This is a genomic window from Streptococcus sp. 116-D4 (genome assembly GCF_009731465.1).
Classification (GTDB): Bacteria; Bacillota; Bacilli; order Lactobacillales; family Streptococcaceae; genus Streptococcus; species Streptococcus pseudopneumoniae_E.
Window position 1 is genome coordinate 1,755,690 of sequence record NZ_AP021887.1, and the last position, 18,238, is coordinate 1,773,927.

The window sequence follows — 18,238 nt, forward strand, 5'->3', positions numbered from 1 at the left end:
TCACCTCTCTTAGATGACTTCTACTGAACCACCTTTAGCAGTGATAGCTTCTTCAGCTGATTTAGAGAATTTAGTTGCTTTCACAGTCAATTTCTTAGTCAACTCACCGTTACCAAGAATTTTAATACCTGATTTTTCAGCTTTAACAATTCCTGCTTCGATAAGAACAACTGGAGTAACTTCAGCACCATCTTCAAAGACGTTCAATTGGTCAAGGTTCACAATTGCGTATTCTTTAGCGTTGATGTTAGTGAATCCACGTTTTGGAAGACGACGGAACAATGGAGTTTGTCCACCTTCAAAACCAAGGCGAACTCCGCCACCGCTACGAGCTTTTTGACCTTTTTGTCCACGACCAGATGTTTTACCGTTACCTGATGAAGTACCACGACCAACGCGATTACGTACTTTACGAGAACCTTCTGCAGGTTTCAATTCATGAAGTTTCATTTTAATTTTCTCCTCTTTTGTAAAATGCTAGCGCCGATAAGGGAGAAAAGGTTGTCTCCCCCATCAACTCGCCTATACGACGTCATCATAGATGACTATATCTAGTTTTAGGGGATGGTATAGTGCACATCCCCTAAAAATTTATTAGTTTACTTCTTCAACTGTTACCAAGTGAGATACTGCAGTGATCATACCACGAATTGCAGCGTTATCTTCTTTAATAACAGAGCTGTTCAATTTGCCAAGTCCAAGTGCTACAACAGTTTTACGTTGTGATGGAATGCGTCCGATTGGAGACTTAGTCAAAGTAATTTTAATTTGAGCCATTTTATCCCCTTTCTTATGCCAAATCAGAAACTGAAATACCACGAAGGGCAGCAACTTCTTCAGCGCGTTTCAATTGTTTCAAACCTTCAACAGTTGCACGAACAATGTTGATTGGAGTGTTAGAACCAAGTGATTTAGATGTAATATCTGCCACACCTGCCAATTCCACAACGGCACGAACTGCACCACCAGCGGCAACCCCAGAACCTTCTACAGCAGGTTTCAACAACACTTTAGCTCCACCGAATTCTGAAAGAACTTCGTGTGGGATAGTTGTTCCAACCATAGGAACTTCGATCAAGTTTTTCTTAGCATCATCTACTGCTTTACGGATTGCTTCTGGAACTTCTTGAGCTTTACCAGTACCAAATCCTACGCGACCATTGTGGTCACCAACAACAACAAGAGCTGCGAAACGAAGACGACGTCCACCTTTAACAACTTTTGTAACACGGTTGACAGCAACTACGCGTTCTTCAAATTCAACTGCATTGTCTTTAAATGCCATTTTCTAGTGTCCTCCTATTAGAATTTCAATCCGTTCTCACGAGCTGCATCAGCCAAAGCTTTCACACGTCCGTGATATAGATATCCACCGCGGTCGAACACCACTTCTGAAATACCTTTAGCATTTGCACGTTCTGCAACGAGTTTACCGACAGTAACGGCTTGTTCAGTTTTAGTTCCTTTTGAAACTTCTTTATCAAGAGTTGAAGCACTTGCGAGCGTTACACCCGCTACGTCATCAATCACTTGAGCGTAGATGCCTGTATTAGAACGGAATATGTTCAAACGTGGGCGATCAGCAGTTCCAGAGAGTTTTCCGCGAACGCGACGGTGGCGTTTTTGGCGGAGTTTGTTTTTATCTGGTTTTGAAATCACAGTTTTCACCTCTTTAGTTTTAAATCGTGTGCTATGCACAAAGTTGGAAAATAGGTTGGTGGTTGAAAATCAACCACTCAACATTATTTACCTGTTTTACCTTCTTTACGGCGAACGAATTCACCAACGTAACGGATACCTTTACCTTTATATGGTTCTGGTGAACGAAGGCTACGTACGTAAGCAGCTGTTTGACCAACTACTTCTTTTGAAATTCCACTAACAATGATTGTTGTTGGGTTTGGAAGTTCAAAAGTAATTCCTTCTGGAGCTTCAACTTCGTCTGGATGTGATTTACCAACAGCCAAAACAAGTTTTGATCCTTGAAGCTGTGCACGGTAACCAACCCCGCGCATTTCAAGTTCTTTCTTGAATCCTTCTGATACACCAATAACCATGTTGTTCAAAAGGGCACGAGTAGTCCCATGGATAGTTTTCATTTCTTTTGAATCGTTTGGACGGTGAAGAGTTACTTCAGTACCTTCCACACGGATTTCAATATTTTTTGAGAACTCACGAGTAAGTTCTCCTTTAGGTCCTTTTACAGTTACAACGTTGTCATTGTTAGTGAGTTCAACACCAGCAGGCAACACGATAACTTTATTACCAATACGTGACATGTTTATTTTCTCCTGTTAAATTGTCAGGCCAGAACGGCCAGTTTTCACGGGGGTAAGATACTTTTTTAGTTCATGAGCTGAACTGAACACGCTCTAAGAACTGTGAAAAATTGATAAGTTGGCTTGTTTGTAAACAAACTGCTCCAACTTTCCAATTTTGCTTTCTCTTTACGTGCTTTGTATCTTGATTTGAGTTCGAGCTAAGAATTTGGTGAAAAAGATAAGTTTGTCTTGGAGCATCGCTCCTACTACAAACTTCCTCTTTTCACTGCATTCTTTTAACGCTCTCACATCATCAATTACCAAACGTAAGCGATAACTTCCCCACCAACATTCTTTTGGCGAGCTTCTTTATCAGTAAGCAAACCTTCAGATGTTGAAAGGATAGCAATTCCAAGACCGTTAAGTACTTTTGGAAGATCTTCACGTTTTTTGTAAACACGAAGTCCTGGTTTAGAAACGCGTTTCAAGTTAGTGATAACTCGTTCACCGTTTGCTCCGTATTTAAGGAATACACGGATGATGCCTTGTTTGTCATCTTCGATGATTTCTACGTTCTTAACAAAACCTTCGCGTTTAAGGATTTCAGCAATCCCTTTTTTGATGTTTGATGCAGGTACTTCAAGTACTTCGTGTTTTGCTTGGTTAGCGTTACGAATACGAGTTAGGAAGTCTGCGATTGGGTCAGTCATAACCATTTTATTTTTCTCCTCTTACTAGTAGTTTGCAAGTTGCACTTGCTAGTTAACACATGATACAAAGAGCGTAACAGCAATAGCAAAAATAGGCAATTTGATGCAGGAGCGATGCTCCAAAGCAAATTGGTCTTTTTTGCCAAAGCTGTAGCTCATGTTCAAATTGGCAAGCCCAACTGAACCCGGGCTAAACTCTGCGTGAAAAAGATAAACTTTCCTAGAAACTTCAGTTTCTTCGTCAAGTTTCCTATTTTTACCTGGAGTTTTGACGCCCTTGATATCTTAAATTACCAAGATGCTTTTGTTACACCAGGGATTTTTCCTTTGTAAGCTAATTCACGGAAGCAAATACGGCAAAGTTTGAATTTGCGGTAAACTGAATGCGGACGACCACATCTTTCACAACGAGTATAAGCTTGAGTAGAGAACTTCGCTGGACGTTTGTTCTTAGCAATCATTGATTTTTTAGCCATTAAATTTACCTCCTATATTATTTTGCAAAAGGCATTCCAAGCCCTGTAAGCAATGCACGTGACTCTTCGTCAGTGTTAGCAGTTGTTACGATAACGATGTCAAGACCACGTGTTTTGTCAACGTCATCGAAGTTGATTTCTGGGAAAATCAATTGTTCTTTCACACCAAGTGTGTAATTTCCGCGTCCATCAAATGATTTTGTTGGAACACCATGGAAGTCACGTACACGTGGAAGTGAAACTGAAACCAATTTATCCAAGAATTCGTACATACGTTCACCACGAAGGGTAACTTTTGCACCGATCGCAACACCTTCACGAAGACGGAAGCCGGCGATTGATTTTTTAGCTTTAGTGATAAGTGGTTTTTGACCTGAGATAAGTGCCAATTCTTCAGCAGCTTTTTCAAGACTTTTAGCGTTTGATACAGCTTCACCAACACCCATGTTCAAAACGATCTTATCTACTTTAGGCACAGCCATCACTGATGAGTAGTTGAATTGTTCTGTCAAAGCAGGAACTACTTCATTAAGATATTTTTCTTTTAAACGATTTGCCATTATACTTCTCCTTTCCTTCGTGATTAATCAAGCACTTCGCCTGATTTTTTGTTGTAGCGAACTTTTTTACCGTCTACAAATTTGTAACCAACACGACCAGCTACACCATTTTTGTCCAAAACTTGAACGTTTGATACGTGGATAGCTGCTTCTTTCTCGATGATACCACCTTGAGGAAGCTCGTTAGTTGGACGTTGGTGTTTCTTAACGATGTTAACACCTTCAACGATAACTTTGTTTACTTTTGGAAGGGCAGTAAGGACAACAGCTTCTGTTCCCTTATCTTTACCAGCGATTACGCGAACTTTGTCGCCTTTTTTTACAAACATTAGGTTTCTCCTTGATTTTTTCTTACGCCCATAAGGGCACCCTAGCTCAAAGCTAGGGGACTAGTTTGTTTGTTTTTACTCTGCGAAAATCAAAGCAATTCTTCGTCAGTTTCAACTCACCTAACTTAAGTTATGCTTTCGTTTCACTTTCTAGACTTGTTTTAATTTTCATTGAGCAATCAATTAAAGTACTTCTGGAGCAAGTGACACGATCTTCATGAAGCCACCTTCACGCAATTCACGTGCAACTGGTCCAAAGATACGTGTTCCGCGAGGAGTTTTGTCGTCACGGATGATAACTGCTGCGTTTTCGTCAAATTTGATGTATGAACCATCAGCACGACGAGCACCTGATTTAGTACGAACGATAACTGCTTTAACAACGTCACCTTTTTTTACCGCACCACCAGGAGTAGCTTGTTTTACAGATGCCACGATAACATCACCGATGTTTGCAAATTTACGTCCTGAACCACCAAGAACTTTGATAGTCAAGATTTCGCGAGCACCGCTGTTGTCTGCGACTTTCAAACGAGTTTCTGTTTGAATCATTTCAGTTTTCTCCTTTCAGGTTTGATTAGATGATGACCGCTTCTTCAACAACTTCTACAAGACGGAAACGTTTTGTAGCTGAAAGCGGGCGAGTTTCCATGATACGTACGATATCGCCTTCTTTGGCAACATTATTTTCATCATGAGCTTTATATTTTTTAGAGTAGTTAATACGTTTACCATAGACTGGGTGGTTACGTTTTGTTTCAACTACAACTGTGATTGTCTTGTCCATTTTGTCAGATACAACACGTCCAACAAGAACTTTACGATTATTGCGTTCCATTGAAATTTCTCCTTCCCTAGTCTATTATTTCGCTTCAGATTGAACTGTTTTGATACGAGCGATTTGTTTTTTAACTTCTTTCAAGCGAGCTGTTTGTTCCAATTGACCAGTAGCAGCTTGGAAACGAAGTTCAAACAATTCTTTTTTCAATTCGTTTTCGCGCTTCGCGAGTTCTTCTTGAGAAAGACCACGAAGTTCTTTAACAAATTCTTTTACTTCATTAAGTTTCATGCCTTCTCCTTATTCTGCTTCACGTTTTACGAATTTACATTTAACTGGCAATTTGTGACTAGCAAGACGAAGCGCTTCGCGTGCAACCTCTTCAGATACACCAGCGATTTCGAACATCACTTTACCACGTTTAACTGGTGCTACCCAACCTTCAGGTGCCCCTTTACCAGATCCCATACGCACACCGATAGCTTTAGCAGTGTATGATTTGTGTGGGAAGATTTTAATCCAAACTTTACCACCACGTTTCATGTAACGAGTCATGGCGATACGAGCAGCCTCGATTTGGCGGTTAGTGATCCAGTGGCTAGTTGTAGCTTGAAGACCGTATTCACCGAATGCTACTTCTTTCCCACCTTTAGCTTCACCGCGCATTTTACCACGGAATTCACGACGGTGTTTAACACGTTTAGGTACTAACATTGGTTATTTACCTCCTTTAGTGTTTTTACGAGCTGGAAGAACTTCACCACGGTAGATCCATACTTTAACACCAAGTTTACCGTATGTAGTATCTGCTTCTTCCCAAGCGTAATCGATATCTGCACGAAGTGTGTGAAGCGGAACTGTTCCTTCAGAGTATCCTTCAGCACGGGCAATATCTGCACCGTTCAAACGACCTGATACTTGAGTTTTAATTCCTTTAGCTCCAGCACGCATAGCACGTTGGATTGCTTGTTTTTGTGCACGACGGAAAGCAACACGTTGCTCCAATTGACGAGCAATTCCTTCACCAACAAGGTGAGCATCCAAATCAGGTTGTTTGATTTCGATGATGTTGATGTGTACTTGTTTTCCAGTCAATTTGTTAAGTTTTGCACGGAGTGCATCAACGTTAGCACCACCTTTACCGATAACCATACCTGGTTTAGCAGTGTGAAGTGAAACGTTAACTTTGTTTACTGCGCGTTCGATTTCAATAGTTGAAACTGCTGCGTCAGCAAGTTCTTTTTGAACGAATTTACGGATTGCAAGATCTTCATGAAGGTAATCCGCGTATTCTTTTTCAGCATACCATTTGGCATCCCAATCACGGATGATGCCGACACGCATACCAATTGGATGTACTTTTTGACCCACGATTTTACCTCCTTATTTTTCTGCAACAGCTACAGTGATATGAGCTGTACGTTTGTTGATTGGTGAAGCTGAACCTTTCGCACGTGGACGGAAACGTTTCATAGTTGGTCCTTCGTTTGCGAATGCTTCAGATACTACCAAGTTAGCTTTATCCAAACCAAAGTTGTTTTCAGCGTTAGCTACAGCTGAGTTCAAAACTTTCAAGATGATTTCAGCAGCTTTGTTTGGAGTGAATGTCAAAATTGCGATTGCATCGGCTACGCTTTTACCACGGATGTTGTCAAGAACAAGACGTGATTTACGAGGTGAAACACGTACTGTGCGAGCCATTGCTTTAGCTGAAGTAATTTCTGCCATTTATGTTCTCCTTATTTTCTACGTGTTTTCTTGTCGTCTGCGGCGTGACCTTTGTAAGTACGAGTTGGTGCAAATTCACCAAGCTTGTGACCTACCATGTCTTCTTGGATGTAAACAGGTACGTGTTTACGTCCATCATAAACTGCGATAGTGTAACCAATGAAACTTGGGAAGATCGTTGAACGACGTGACCAAGTTTTGATAACTTTTTTCTTTTCGTCGTTAGCTTGAGCTTCAACTTTTTTCATCAAATGCTCATCGACGAAAGGTCCTTTTTTAAGACTGCGTCCCATTTTTATATTTTCTCCTTTAAATATAGTACCACAGCGGCTTGCGCTCTCAACGAGCGCTACCGAGCTGGCGGATTATCTAGCGCTTAAGCGACTAGTTTTAAATTATTTCTCGTTGCGACGACGAACGATAAGTTTGTCAGATTTCGCTTTCTTGTTACGAGTTTTAAGACCAAGAGCAGGTTTGCCCCATGGAGTTGATGGTGCTTTACGACCAACTGGTGCTTTACCTTCACCACCACCGTGTGGGTGATCGTTAGGGTTCATTACAGAACCACGAACTGTTGGGCGGATACCTTTCCAACGGCTACGTCCTGCTTTACCAAGGTTTACAAGTCCATGTTGTTCGTTTCCGACAACACCAACTGTAGCACGACAAGTTCCAAGAATCATACGAACTTCACCTGATTGAAGACGAACAAGAACGTATTTACCTTCTTGACCCAATACTTGAGCAGAAGCTCCAGCAGCACGTACCAATTCACCACCACGACCTGGTTTCAACTCGATGTTGTGGATCAAAGTACCAACTGGGATGTTAGCAAGTGGAAGAGCGTTTCCGACTTTGATATCTGCTTCTGGACCTGAAACGATTCGTTGACCTACTTCAAGACCTTTTGGAGCGATGATGTATGCTTTCACACCGTCAGTGTAGTGTACAAGAGCGATGTTTGCAGAACGGTTTGGATCGTACTCGATTGTTTTAACAACTGCTTCAACGTTGTCTTTGTTACGTTTGAAGTCAACCAAACGGTAGAAACGTTTGTGTCCACCACCTTGGTGACGAACAGTGATACGACCGTTGTTGTTACGACCAGCCTTGCTCTTCAATGCAACAAGCAATGATTTTTCAGGAGTGCTTGTTGTGATTTCAGCGAAATCCAAAGAAGTCATATTACGGCGACCGTTTGTTGTTGGTTTATAAACACGAATTCCCACGACATTTCCTCCTTAGATTATTCAGCTTCAGCAGCGAACAACTCGATTGCTTTTGAATCAGCTGTAAGTGTGATGATAGCTTTTTTAGTTTTGTTAGTAAAACCAGTGTAACGTCCAACACGTTTAGCTTTAGGTTTTACGTTGATTGTGTTAACATTTGCAACTTTAACACCTTCGAAAGCAGCTTCAACAGCTTGCTTGATCAAAAGTTTGTGTGCACGAGTGTCAACTTCAAATACATATTTTCCTGCTTCAAGTTGAGCCATTGAGCTTTCAGTGATGACAGGTTTTTTGATAACATCATACAAATTCATTATGCAAGAACCTCCTCGATTTTAGAGATAGCTGCTTGAGTAACAAGAAGTTTGTCACTATTTGCGATGTCAAGAACACTTGCAGTTGTAGCAGTCGCAACTTTCACGTTTGGAAGGTTACGAGCTGAAAGAGCTGCGAATTCGTTTCCTTCTTCAAGAATAACAAGGACTTTAGAATCGATGCTCAAAGCTGCAAGAACTTTTGCAAATTCAGCAGTTTTTGGAGCTGTAAATTCAAGAGAATCAACGGCTACAAATTTGTTTTCAGCAACTTTTTCAGAGTAGACTGATTTAAGAGCTAGGCGACGAACTTTTTGTGGAAGTTTGTAGCCGTATGAACGTGGAGTTGGTCCGAAGACAACACCACCACCACGCCATTGTGGTGAGCGGATAGAACCTTGACGAGCACGTCCAGTTCCTTTTTGACGCCATGGTTTGCGTCCGCCACCTGAAACGGCTGAACGGTTTTTAACAGCGTGAGTTCCTTGACGAAGGCTAGCACGTTGGCTGATGATGACATCAAACACAACAGATTGATTTGGTTCGATACCAAAGATTGCATCGTTAAGAACAACTTCGCCCGCTTGTTTACCAGTTTGGTCGAATAATGTTACATTTGCCATTTTGACTGTATTCCCCTTTCCTTATTATTTACCAGCTTTAACTGCTGATTTGATAGTGATAAGAGATTTCTTAGCACCTGGTACGTTGCCTTTGATAAGGATAACGTTCTTTTCTGGAACAACTTGTACAACTTCAAGGTTTTGAATTGTTACGCGGTCGCCACCCATACGTCCTGCAAGGTTTTTACCTTTGAATACGCGGTTAGGTGCAACAGGTCCCATAGAACCTGGACGACGGTGGTAACGAGAACCGTGAGCCATAGGTCCACGTGATTGTCCGTGGCGTTTGATAACACCTTGGAAACCTTTACCTTTAGAAGTACCAGTTACGTCAACAACATCTCCAGCTGCGAAAGTTTCAACTGTGATTTCAGCACCAACTTCCAAGCCTTCAACGTTTTTGAATTCACGAATGAAGCGCTTAGGAGCCGTGTTAGCTTTTGCTACATGTCCTTTAGCAGGTTTGTTGCTCAATACTTCGCGTTTGTCATCGAAACCAACTTGGATAGCGTTGTATCCGTCTGTTTCAACAGTTTTAACTTGAAGAACAACGTTTGGAGTTGCTTCAATAACTGTTACAGGGATCAATTCGCCAGCTTCAGTGAAGATTTGAGTCATTCCCACTTTTTTCCCTAAGATTCCTTTTGTCATGAGAAAATAGTTCCTTTTCTATAGTTTTTATTCAAAAAGTTTTTAACGAGCGTTTTTTATGCTCAAGTCTAAGATACAAAAGTCGTCAAACTCAAAGTGAAAATAGGAAACAGACACAAAGAAGTTCATCTTTTTCACATCGAGTTTGGCTCGTGTTCAATTAAATTGAAACACCAGCCTCTGCTCTTTTATATTTTAGATTAAAGTTTGATTTCTACGTTTACACCACTTGGAAGATCCAATTTCATCAAAGCATCAACTGTTTTTTGAGTCGGGTTAACGATATCAATCAAACGTTTGTGTGTACGCATTTCAAATTGTTCGCGAGAGTCTTTGTATTTGTGAGTCGCACGAATGATTGTGTAGAGGCTACGTTCAGTTGGAAGTGGGATTGGACCCGCAACTTGTGCACCTGTACGAGTAGCTGATTCTACGATTTTTGCAGCCGCTGTGTCAAGCGTACGGTGTTCGTAAGCTTTCAAACGGATACGGATTTTTTTGTTTGCCATCTTTTTTCTCCTTTTCGTCTATTTAAGATAATAGGCTAGCTCCACAAGAAAACCGACGCGGTGTTGCGTGGCAATGCAACCGAGCGTGTCGCAACCTCTTGCATCAAAGCTAAGGCTGTAATTTACAGCACCATAATAGAATAACACAAAGCCCCTGCGATTGCAAGGGATTTGACAGGATTTTTTTAATTTTTCGAATGAAACTGTTTTCTTTTTTGATAGGGCATTTATTTAACTATTTTTTTATAGAAGAAAGTTGTTCTCTCTTCATCTGTTCATAGCTTTCTTTCCCGTCATTGAGCTTGTCCCAAATCACTACTTGCCCACTGCGGAGCGATTTTTGCACATCGATGATGCGTTGATTGGACGAACCTCGAAACTGGAGCATGAGATTGCGCTTAGTTCGATCATACCGTCCATCGACAAGAATGTCAATAAGTGACAAGAGTTCCAGTTTATCTGGAGTTTCCAGCATCATTTCTTCCCAAGTATAGCCCGTCCAGGACCAGATGTCCTTGTCGGGCAATTCCTTCCGGATACGTTTCACGAGCGGCAAGAGAATGCCCGTATTGAGAAAGGGCTCCCCTCCCAGTAAGGTTAATCCCTGAACATAGGGCTGGGCAAGATCTGCCATGATCTGCTCTTCTAACTCTGCTGTATAAGGAATTCCTGCATTAAAAGACCAAGTGGCAACATTATAGCAACCCTCGCAGTGAAACATGCAGCCTGATACATAGAGAGAGTTACGCACACCTTCTCCATCTACAAAATTAAAAGCCTTGTAGTCAATGATACGACCTTGACTGAGTTTCTCGCTTTTCCATTCTTGTGCTTTTGGATTATTCATTCGCTACCTCTATCCAATAACGCTCGACTCCATTACGAACATCCTCAAGGAGCCCACCATTTGCTAAAATGACTGCTCTTATAGCAGGATTATTCACGCTACAGGTCACAAGAGTTCTCTTGATATTCTTTTCACTAGCAATTTGTAGACCTTGTCGGAGGGACTCTTTGGCGTAGCCCTTGCTTCTTTTAGAGGGACGGATGGAATAGCCAATGTGGCCTCCTACCTCCAACAAATAGTCACTAAGACGCAATCGCAAATTGAAAAATCCAACCGCTTGGCCGTCTCTTGCAAAAGCGACTAACTGAATAGCAGGGACCCATCCTTCAGGCAGATTAATCCTCATTTCCTGACCCTGATTACTTTCCAACCACTCTTCATACACAAAGTTCTCTGTATCCCAAAATCATCCATCATGGACTGATTGGCTTTTTTCAGATTCTGCCATCATCTCTAAAACGGTTTCTTTATCTGCTAATCCTGGTCTGCGTAATTCCATCCTTACCTCCCACTTTGAGAAAAGCGAGAGCTGACTCTCATACTCTTCAAACCATGTCAGCTTCCATCTGCAACCTCAAAACAGTGTTTTGAGCAACATGCGGCTAGCTTCCTAGTTGGCTCTTTGATTTTCATTGAGTATCACTTTTATTTTTTCTTGTTCTTGTTTAAAAATTGTTCTCTGAGGTTAAGCAAACGTTCTTTTTTACCAGCTCCACCTTTAGAGTGTTTCTCGTGATAACGCGCCACTTGTGCGCGACCCTTATCGTCTAATTGATATTTTCCCATTTCATTTCTTTCTAATTTGTTACTTGATGGCCAGCTATTTTAATCGTTGAGCCATTCATGTGTTTGACACGTGCTGCGATTTCCTTGTGGCGACCATTTACCATCGGTCTCGCTTGCGGATTGCCTAGATAGCCACAAGTCCGTTTCACAACATCTACTGTTTTAGGGTCGCTATTGCCACAGTTTGGACAAGCAAATCCTCTCTCAGTTGGTTCAAAATCCCCTTCAAAGTCACACTTGTAGCAACGGTCTATTGGTGTATTGGTCCCAAGATAGCCCACACGGTCATAAGCATAATCCCAGACAGCTTCCAAGGCCTTTGGATTTTGCTGAAGGACTGGATACTCACAATAATGGATAAAACCACCTGATGCACCTGCTTCTGGATAGACTTTCTCAAAGTCTAATTTTTCAAACGGTGTTGGATTTTTACGAACATCGTAATGGAAAGAGTTGGTATAGTATTCCTTATCTGTAATATCAGGAATAGATCCAAACTTCTCTGTATCTAGTCGACAGAAACGGTCTGTCAAACTTTCAGATGGTGTTGAGTAGATAGAGAAGTGGTAGCCATATTGGTCAGACCACTCTTCTACACGGCGTTTCATATCGCGAATAATGTCTAGCGTGAATTCCTTAGCATCTGAATTGCTTTCCCAGCTGTTACCAAAGAAAACAGTAGCTACTTCATACAAACCGATATAGCCTAGTGAAACTGTCGCACGGCGATTCTTAAAGAGCTGGTCAACACTTTCTTCTTTACCTAGACGATGGCCAAAAGCACCGTATTGATAAAGGATAGGGGCATTTGCTGGTGTTGCTTCCTTGGTTCGTTCGACACGGTAAACCAGAGCATCTTCTGCGATATTCATCCGCTCGTTGAAGATTTCCCAGAACTTATTCATGTCGCCCTCAGACTCAAGAGCAATTCGAGGCAAGTTAACCGTCACAACACCCAGGTTCATGCGACCTGAATTGACTTCTACACCATTTTCATCCTTCCATACTTGGAGAAACGAGCGGCAGCCCATAGGAACCTTGAAGGAGCCTGTCAGCTCGATAATCTTATCATAGGACAAGACATCTGGGTACATCCGCTTGGTTGCACACTCAAGAGCCAACTGTTTGATGTCGTAGTTGGGAGTCCCTTCTTCCAAGTTAAGACCTCTTTTCAGAGTAAAAATCAGTTTAGGGAAGATAGCCGTACGATGTTCTGAACCAAGGCCCTTAATACGAATGTTTAAAATAGCTTTTTGAATTTTCCGCTCAAAACGATTGGTTCCTAGACCAAAACCTAGCGAAGTAAAAGGTGTTTGTCCATTTGAAGTGAAGAGAGTATTGATTTCATACTCGAGAGATTGCATAGCATCATAGATGTCTTTTTGCGTTTTCTTCCAAGCGTAATCTTCCCGTTTGTCAGGTAAGACCCATTCTTCTGCATCCTTAAGGTGTTTTTGGTAATTCTTCTCTGCATAAGGCGCCAAGACTTCATCGATACGGTCAGCTGAACAGCCCCCGTACTGGCTAGAAGCAACGTTGGCAATGATTTGCGAAATCTGAGCTGTCGCAGTCTGGATAGACTTAGGACTCTCCATCTCTGCATTTCCAATCTTAAAACCATTTTCCAACATGCCTTTAAAATCAATCAAACAGCAGTTGGTCATAGGGGTATAGGGACTGTAGTCCAAATCGTGATAGTGGATATCCCCTTTTTGATGGGCATTGGCTACGTGCTTAGGAAGCATTTGCAGTCCGATTGACTTTCCAACAATTCCTGCTGTCAAATCACGCTGGGTGTTAAAAACATCGCTGTCTTTATTAGCATTTTCATTGACAACTGCCTGGTCTTTGTTGAGAAGTTTATGGATACTAAAGTTGATATCTGTCGCTTTTGAGCGCTCAAAATCCCTCTGCGTCCGATAAGTGATATACTCTTCAGCCAGCGCATATTCTTTAGCGTCAAGGAGTTCATGTTCTACGATATTTTGAATTTCGTAAATCTTAACTCCCTGCGGAAAGCGACTATGAATTTCTGTGACAATTCGCTCAGTCAGAGCATGGAGGCGTTTTTCAACCAAGGGTGTCACATCCATAACCTTTTCAGCGGCCTTATGGAGAGCCCTGTCAATCTTGTCCACATCAAATACAACACGTCTTCCATCTCGTTTTTCAACGAAGAGGGTTGGTAGGGTTGTAATTTTTTCTTCTAGTGCAATCATATGCATGCTCGTTTCTAAAATGTAATATCTAAAAAACATTATACCACTCTAAAAAGAAAAATCAATATCTTGTGGTAAAAATCGTAAAAATTTTAAAAATGCACAAGATATTGATTTTGTTATTTAATTTTATAGACTTTAAACTCTGAATAATCAGTCTTTACTTGTTGATAATGTTCTTTCAAGAGTGTCTCTGCCTCAGACCAAAGAGCCACCTTGTCATTTACCACAATCACCTTAGGTTGGTTTTCATTCAAGTCATGAATCAAGCTAGTTTTATTCTCTTCTGTATTCGTGTAAAGAAGAGGTGATGGGAAGATGGATCCAGCCAAACGCTGGTTTTCTTTATACATCTGAACTCGAGAATCCCAGATATAGATTTGGTCTCCCTCACTCGTCTCTTGTTTGACTCTGTCTACTACTTGATGTTGTTCTCTATAAGAAGCAGGATGCAAGACAAAACGAGCTACAAAAGGAATTGCAATCAGATAAGCTACCACTAGGATAGGTAAGTAGAGATTCCCCTTCATAAATTTTTTCCATAAAGTTGGAACTTCCTCTCTTCTTCGACGACGAGCTCCTCTGGCTGAATGTTTCCCACGAATACTGGTCATCAAAAGAAGGAGTAAAAATGGAAGGATTAGAATCAAACGCGAACCGTGAAGAGGTTCTTGAGAAAAAAGTAACAAGGCTAATACAAATATGAAAGCAAAACTAGCTGGCACTGAAATAACATATAATTTTGATGCCTTTGATTGGAACAAGCCTAGAAAAACAAGGAAGAGAGCTCCTAACCCAAAGGTCAACAAACCATAGAATACAACATTATCCACTAGTTGAGGATTCGCAAAGACCTGAAGGGAATCAATCGGATACAAAAGACTCCCTAGAGCTTCTCCAAATCCACCTGAAGCAAGGACATAGTAGCCTACTGGGTAAAAGATGAGAGAAAAGCCAAGTGCTGCTGCAAAAAACTGATAAACTCCATGGGCAAAGCGACCATGCCCAACATTAAAGACAAATAAACCGATCGTTACTACTGCAGTAAAGATAAGACTTGTAAGAGGCTCTATGAAAAATGACAGACCCAAAAAGATCCCCAGACGTAGAAATCCCTTGTCATGGTTAGGATTTGAAAGATAAGTTGCTATGAATGAAAATCCTGCAAACAGGAATGGCAGAGCTAAGATCGTAGCATAGCCTCCTCCAAAACCGAGACCAGATACCAAAATATAAAATATGGTTAGGAGTTGCTTAGCTTGCTCTCTTTGTCCCGTCAAATACTCTGTCGAAGCAAAGAGGAAGTAACCTCCTCCTAAGAGGGCTAGCCATTCTACCAAGGCAAAAAGGATGCCTCCTTGAGTAATATAAAGCAGCAAGTAATAAAGAAGACCCTGACTAGCATAATAGCTACTGTAAAGCTGTCCTCCCTGATGCAAAGCCCACCCTACATACAAATCCTGAGCCTGAGAAGGACTTACCATATCTAAAAGTAAAGGTAGCACCACAGAAAAAACCGTTGCAATCGTACTTCCGATGATAAGTCTGAAAAACGGGAAAGCTACCTGTTCTTCTTTTTCCACATGAGATTCAAGATTTCTATCCAGTCTATTTTCAATTTCATTACTCTGTATCGTTTCGGATACTTCTTCGATTCTGCCATATACAGCCATGTTGTTTCTCCTATTCAATTTATCTGTCTTAGTATATCAAAAAGACCTAAAATTGTCAGCTTGCGATGGGTGTTTGAGTAATTTTTTGCATAGTTTCACAAATGTTTCAATATCCCGAAATCGGTGTAAATGCGTCTGTTTAAATGTCGTGATATAATCTAATTCTTTCTGAGTCAGCATCGTTCCTCCTCTATCTTCTTATTCGTAAAAGACAAGAAAAATAGGACTGGCTTGTCTCCTGAGTCCTAGTTTTCTTATAAGATTGGGGCAAATAACTGGGCAATTTCCTTAATCAATTTTTGATACCAGCTATTTTTTATCGTATTTTGGAAAATTTCTTGCGATACTGAAAAAATCTCCTGAAAATCTTTTTGAATCTCTTTGATTGATTCCGTTTTATATAGCAAAACTGCATCTTCATAGTGGTGAAGTAAACTTCTATAATCAAAATTAATCGTTCCAACTGCAGCAAAATCTTTATCCACTAAGATTTGTTTACTGTGGATGAAGCCTGGACTATACTCAAAAATCCTTACTCCTGCTGATAACAAATCCGGATAGGCCCCTCTTGTGATTAGTTGGATTAATTTTTTATCCGGAATGAAAGGAGTCACGATACGGACATCAACACCCCTCATGGCCGCGTTTTTAATACTCTCAGTTAAATCATAGTCAATAATCAAATAGGGTGTTGTGATATAGACTGAATCAGTAGCCTGATTAATCAAACTTTGATAAACTTTTTTCCCTACCTGAGTATGGAAAATGGGCTTGGGTCCACTACCGTAAGGAATGCAGAGCCCTTGGCTAGAACAAAGCTGGTTTTCCAAGTGATACTGGTCAAAATCACTGATTTCCCCACGATTGATGTACCAAGTCATCAAAAAGAGACGGGTTAGAGCCTTAACACCAGGACCATCTAAGCGAATCCCACTGTCCTTCCAGTAGCCAAAGCGTTCTACATGATTGATGTACTCATCGGCTAAGTTAATGCCTCCTGTATAAGCTACCTGACCATCTATAACAAGGATTTTACGATGGTCCCGATTATTATAAGCTACCGTCAAACGAGGGATCACCTTATTAAACTTATGGGCTTCAATTCCTCGACTACGAAGCTGAATAGTATAGTCGCCAGGTAAAGTCGCCATACAGCCGATATCATCATAGAGCATCTTGACTTCTACACCCTGAGCTGCCTTTTGCTCTAGTATATCTAGTATGCTATTCCACATCAGGCCTTCTTCGACAATATAGTACTCTAAAAAAATAAATTTTTCAGCTTTCTTGAGGTCGTCCAGCATATGTATCCACATGCTTTCACCTGAGGGAAAGAATTGTGAATCGGTTCGATCATACACATCGGCATTGCCATCCATACTCAATAAAGATTTGATAACTCCGTAAGCCGCCTTATTCTCTTCCTTCAATTTCTGGCGGAGAGCTTTACTGTTATCCTCCCGAAAATGCATAGAACCAAGTTTGTCCAACTGCTTGATTTCTTTTTTTGACAATCGCCTTTCACCAAACATCAGATAGAGCAAGGGGCCAATGACAGGAACAAAAGTTACCACTAACCACATCACTTTACTATCAGGTGTCATTGAACGATTGACAATTGCGACAATAGTCGCCATACTCATAAAGATCAAGACAATCACCCATAGAATAGGGGCCATACGCCCTAAATAGAAAAAGAGACCAAAAACAAGAGAAAGTTCAAGTAGCATAATCGAAAGACTAAAACCATACTTGGACATCAGTAATTGAAATTTTCTATATTTCATATCCCCTCCTTGATATTTTTATACTCAATGAAAAGCAAAGGACAAACTAGGAAGCTAGCCGCATGTTGCTCAAAAACGCTGTTTTGAGGTTGCAAATGGAAGCTGACGTGGTTTGAAGAGATTTTCGAAGAGTATGAGCACTAAAAACAGGTAATTAATACCAGTATAACGCAGGTATTCGGTAGAAGGCAAGTATTTATGATTATTTTTTCTGACTAATCATAAAAGAGACCGAAAAATCCGGTCTCCTCCTAGTCTATTTTGATAAAACGATTTGATCCGATGGGTCTCTATCGATATCATCTACAACGATTTGATTACCGTTTACAGTGTAAATTTTGGCATCATCGCCAATAGTCATGCGTTGATTTGTTGCATCAAATGTAACCTGTTTGACTTTCTGATCCCCGTCAGATTCGAGCTCAGTCCATGTACCAGTAGTTCCAGTTACCACTAAAGTGATACGGTCTCCGTCATCCTGACCGGTATAAGTCCCATCAATATCGGTCGGTTGAGCAACAGGTTGGTTTTGTGCTGGAGCTGCTTGATTTTGGTTACTTCCTGCATTTGCAGTATTAGTATTCTGTTGAGCAGGTTGTTGAGCCTGCTGCTGAGCCACAGGCTGTTGAACTGGTTGTGTTCTTTGGGAACAAGCAACTAGCAAAGATACACTCGCTAAAGATACAATAGAAAGTGCTGCTGTTTTGAATGTCATAATAAATGTCCTTTCTCTTGCTATGCTAGAGAAATAGAATCCT

27 protein-coding genes and 1 pseudogene are annotated in these 18,238 nt (G+C 41.0%); all 28 read right to left on the reverse strand.

Annotated elements, in window-relative coordinates; genetic code table 11:
- Positions 1-9: 9 nt before the first annotated feature.
- The gene (gene rplO, locus UKS_RS08710; protein ID WP_156012777.1) at positions 10-450 is read right to left on the reverse strand and encodes a 50S ribosomal protein L15; all 441 of its coding nucleotides are present in this window, start codon (positions 448-450) and stop codon (positions 10-12) included.
- A gap of 144 nt (positions 451-594) precedes the next feature.
- Positions 595-777 carry a 50S ribosomal protein L30 gene (gene rpmD / locus UKS_RS08715; RefSeq protein WP_000057241.1) on the reverse strand — a complete coding sequence of 61 codons (183 nt, stop codon included), beginning with the start codon at positions 775-777 and terminating at the stop codon, positions 595-597.
- Between the two features lie 13 nt (positions 778-790).
- Positions 791-1,285: a 30S ribosomal protein S5 gene (gene rpsE, locus UKS_RS08720; protein WP_000874196.1), complete on the reverse strand. Its 495-nt coding sequence runs from the start codon at positions 1,283-1,285 to the stop codon at positions 791-793.
- 17 nt (positions 1,286-1,302) lie between these two features.
- A complete protein-coding gene (gene rplR / locus UKS_RS08725) occupies positions 1,303-1,659 on the reverse strand; it encodes a 50S ribosomal protein L18 (RefSeq protein WP_049495533.1) in 357 nt (118 codons plus the stop codon).
- An 83-nt stretch (positions 1,660-1,742) separates the two neighbouring features.
- Positions 1,743-2,279 carry a 50S ribosomal protein L6 gene (rplF, locus tag UKS_RS08730; RefSeq protein ID WP_049495530.1) on the reverse strand — a complete coding sequence of 179 codons (537 nt, stop codon included), beginning with the start codon at positions 2,277-2,279 and terminating at the stop codon, positions 1,743-1,745.
- Between the two features lie 299 nt (positions 2,280-2,578).
- Positions 2,579-2,977: a 30S ribosomal protein S8 gene (gene rpsH, locus UKS_RS08735; protein ID WP_004251095.1), complete on the reverse strand. Its 399-nt coding sequence runs from the start codon at positions 2,975-2,977 to the stop codon at positions 2,579-2,581.
- 284 nt (positions 2,978-3,261) lie between these two features.
- Positions 3,262-3,447: a type Z 30S ribosomal protein S14 gene (locus UKS_RS08740; RefSeq protein ID WP_049495528.1), complete on the reverse strand. Its 186-nt coding sequence runs from the start codon at positions 3,445-3,447 to the stop codon at positions 3,262-3,264.
- Positions 3,448-3,464: 17 nt separating this feature from the next.
- Complete coding sequence (rplE, locus tag UKS_RS08745) at positions 3,465-4,007, reverse strand: 50S ribosomal protein L5 (RefSeq protein ID WP_000013542.1); 543 nt, start codon at positions 4,005-4,007, stop codon at positions 3,465-3,467.
- 23 nt (positions 4,008-4,030) lie between these two features.
- Positions 4,031-4,336: a 50S ribosomal protein L24 gene (rplX, locus tag UKS_RS08750; RefSeq protein ID WP_000497691.1), complete on the reverse strand. Its 306-nt coding sequence runs from the start codon at positions 4,334-4,336 to the stop codon at positions 4,031-4,033.
- A 183-nt stretch (positions 4,337-4,519) separates the two neighbouring features.
- Positions 4,520-4,888: a 50S ribosomal protein L14 gene (gene rplN, locus UKS_RS08755; RefSeq protein WP_002928796.1), complete on the reverse strand. Its 369-nt coding sequence runs from the start codon at positions 4,886-4,888 to the stop codon at positions 4,520-4,522.
- A 25-nt stretch (positions 4,889-4,913) separates the two neighbouring features.
- The gene (gene rpsQ, locus UKS_RS08760; protein WP_000440801.1) at positions 4,914-5,174 is read right to left on the reverse strand and encodes a 30S ribosomal protein S17; all 261 of its coding nucleotides are present in this window, start codon (positions 5,172-5,174) and stop codon (positions 4,914-4,916) included.
- Positions 5,175-5,198: 24 nt separating this feature from the next.
- On the reverse strand, positions 5,199-5,405 hold the full coding sequence (rpmC, locus tag UKS_RS08765; RefSeq protein WP_000772918.1) for a 50S ribosomal protein L29: 207 nt from the start codon (positions 5,403-5,405) through the stop codon (positions 5,199-5,201).
- A gap of 9 nt (positions 5,406-5,414) precedes the next feature.
- A complete protein-coding gene (gene rplP / locus UKS_RS08770; protein WP_018376775.1) occupies positions 5,415-5,828 on the reverse strand; it encodes a 50S ribosomal protein L16 in 414 nt (137 codons plus the stop codon).
- A gap of 3 nt (positions 5,829-5,831) precedes the next feature.
- Positions 5,832-6,485 carry a 30S ribosomal protein S3 gene (gene rpsC / locus UKS_RS08775; protein WP_000529936.1) on the reverse strand — a complete coding sequence of 218 codons (654 nt, stop codon included), beginning with the start codon at positions 6,483-6,485 and terminating at the stop codon, positions 5,832-5,834.
- A gap of 12 nt (positions 6,486-6,497) precedes the next feature.
- Complete coding sequence (gene rplV / locus UKS_RS08780) at positions 6,498-6,842, reverse strand: 50S ribosomal protein L22 (protein WP_000818137.1); 345 nt, start codon at positions 6,840-6,842, stop codon at positions 6,498-6,500.
- Between the two features lie 11 nt (positions 6,843-6,853).
- Positions 6,854-7,135 carry a 30S ribosomal protein S19 gene (rpsS, locus tag UKS_RS08785; protein WP_000533766.1) on the reverse strand — a complete coding sequence of 94 codons (282 nt, stop codon included), beginning with the start codon at positions 7,133-7,135 and terminating at the stop codon, positions 6,854-6,856.
- Between the two features lie 102 nt (positions 7,136-7,237).
- Positions 7,238-8,071: a 50S ribosomal protein L2 gene (rplB, locus tag UKS_RS08790; protein WP_000512910.1), complete on the reverse strand. Its 834-nt coding sequence runs from the start codon at positions 8,069-8,071 to the stop codon at positions 7,238-7,240.
- 17 nt (positions 8,072-8,088) lie between these two features.
- Positions 8,089-8,385, reverse strand: a complete 297-nt coding sequence (locus UKS_RS08795) for a 50S ribosomal protein L23 (RefSeq protein WP_001055347.1) — start codon at positions 8,383-8,385, stop codon at positions 8,089-8,091.
- Positions 8,385-9,008, reverse strand: coding sequence for a 50S ribosomal protein L4 (gene rplD, locus UKS_RS08800; protein ID WP_049495518.1), 624 nt, complete (start codon positions 9,006-9,008; stop codon positions 8,385-8,387). The genes UKS_RS08795 and rplD overlap by 1 nt, the downstream gene beginning before the upstream one ends.
- 24 nt (positions 9,009-9,032) lie before the next feature.
- Positions 9,033-9,659: a 50S ribosomal protein L3 gene (gene rplC, locus UKS_RS08805; RefSeq protein WP_000160197.1), complete on the reverse strand. Its 627-nt coding sequence runs from the start codon at positions 9,657-9,659 to the stop codon at positions 9,033-9,035.
- A gap of 200 nt (positions 9,660-9,859) precedes the next feature.
- Entirely contained in the window at positions 9,860-10,168 is a 309-nt protein-coding gene (rpsJ, locus tag UKS_RS08810) for a 30S ribosomal protein S10 (protein ID WP_001284513.1), read from the reverse strand.
- A 235-nt stretch (positions 10,169-10,403) separates the two neighbouring features.
- Positions 10,404-11,015: an anaerobic ribonucleoside-triphosphate reductase activating protein gene (gene nrdG, locus UKS_RS08815; protein WP_156012779.1), complete on the reverse strand. Its 612-nt coding sequence runs from the start codon at positions 11,013-11,015 to the stop codon at positions 10,404-10,406.
- Positions 11,008-11,514 (reverse strand): annotated as a pseudogene (locus UKS_RS08820) (GNAT family N-acetyltransferase). Before UKS_RS08820 ends, nrdG begins: the two are co-directional and overlap by 8 nt.
- A 146-nt stretch (positions 11,515-11,660) precedes the next feature.
- Positions 11,661-11,801, reverse strand: a complete 141-nt coding sequence (locus tag UKS_RS08825) for a hypothetical protein (protein ID WP_049495512.1) — start codon at positions 11,799-11,801, stop codon at positions 11,661-11,663.
- A gap of 11 nt (positions 11,802-11,812) precedes the next feature.
- The gene (gene nrdD / locus UKS_RS08830; RefSeq protein WP_173020482.1) at positions 11,813-14,020 is read right to left on the reverse strand and encodes an anaerobic ribonucleoside-triphosphate reductase; all 2,208 of its coding nucleotides are present in this window, start codon (positions 14,018-14,020) and stop codon (positions 11,813-11,815) included.
- 119 nt (positions 14,021-14,139) lie between these two features.
- Complete coding sequence (locus UKS_RS08835; protein WP_156012783.1) at positions 14,140-15,693, reverse strand: damage-inducible protein CinA; 1,554 nt, start codon at positions 15,691-15,693, stop codon at positions 14,140-14,142.
- Positions 15,694-15,947: 254 nt separating this feature from the next.
- Complete coding sequence (gene cls / locus UKS_RS08845; protein WP_156012787.1) at positions 15,948-17,480, reverse strand: cardiolipin synthase; 1,533 nt, start codon at positions 17,478-17,480, stop codon at positions 15,948-15,950.
- A gap of 256 nt (positions 17,481-17,736) precedes the next feature.
- Complete coding sequence (locus tag UKS_RS08850; protein ID WP_049495504.1) at positions 17,737-18,195, reverse strand: SP_0198 family lipoprotein; 459 nt, start codon at positions 18,193-18,195, stop codon at positions 17,737-17,739.
- Positions 18,196-18,238 lie beyond the last annotated feature (43 nt).